General features: G+C 64.3%; 1 protein-coding gene and 1 pseudogene. Both read left to right on the plus strand.

The genetic code is table 11. From position 1 onward, the window contains the following. Positions 1-182 (plus strand): annotated as a pseudogene (locus tag EN893_RS35670) (ABC transporter permease); the annotation flags it as partial. After that, positions 172-952, plus strand: a 781-nt coding sequence (locus EN893_RS35675) for an ABC transporter permease (RefSeq protein WP_164901474.1), incomplete at its 3' end; no start/stop codon positions are given. The pseudogene EN893_RS35670 and the gene EN893_RS35675, both read left to right, overlap by 11 nt.

Below are 952 nucleotides of genomic sequence, written 5' to 3' on the forward strand. Positions count from 1 at the left end.
GCGGCTATATCATCCCGCAGATCATCGGCACCTCGCGGCTGTTCATCGGCCAAGCCGTCTATTCGCAGCAAGGCACCGCCGGCAACATCCCGCTCGCCGCCGCCTTCACCGTGGTGCCGATCGTCATCATGGGCTTCTACCTCTGGGGCGCCAAGCGCATGGGGGCCTTCGATGCGCTCTGATGGTTCCCAGTCGGCTCCGCTCGGCCTGAAGATAGCCGCCGCCTGCGGCCTGCTGTTCCTGCATCTGCCGATCCTGCTGATCTTCGTCTACGCCTTCACCACCGAGGAGAAGAGCTTCGTCTGGCCGCCGCCAGGGCTGACGACGCAATGGTTCGCCGTGACCTGGAACCGGCCGGATGTCTGGCAGGCGCTGTCGCTATCGGTCAGGGTTGCCTCGATCTCGACTGCGATTGCTTTGGTCCTCGGAACGCTCTGTTCGGCGGCGGTGTCGCGGACAAAATTCTTCGGCCGCGAAACCATCTCGCTGCTGGTCATCCTGCCGATCGCCCTGCCCGGCATCATCACCGGCATCGCGCTGCGCTCGGCCTTTTCGCTCGCCGATATCCCGTTCTCGTTCTGGACGATCGTGCTCGGCCACGCCACCTTCTGCGTCGTCGTCGTCTACAACAATGCCGTCGCCCGCTTTCGCCGCACCTCCGGATCGATGATCGAGGCGTCGATGGATCTCGGCGCCGACGGTTTTCAGACTTTTCGCCATGTCGTGCTGCCCAACATCGCCACGGCACTGCTTGCCGGCGGCATGCTGGCCTTCGCGCTGTCCTTCGACGAGGTCATCGTCACCACCTTCACCGCCGGACAGCAGCAGACGCTGCCGATCTGGATGCTGGAAGAGCTGATCCGCCCGCGCCAGCGCCCGGTCACCAATGTCGTCGCCATGGTCGTGGTGCTGGTGACGCTGCTGCCGATCCTTGCCGCCTATTACCTCACCC

The sequence above is a fragment of the Mesorhizobium sp. M7A.F.Ca.CA.004.04.2.1 genome (assembly GCF_004022825.1).
Taxonomy (GTDB): Bacteria; Pseudomonadota; Alphaproteobacteria; order Rhizobiales; family Rhizobiaceae; genus Mesorhizobium.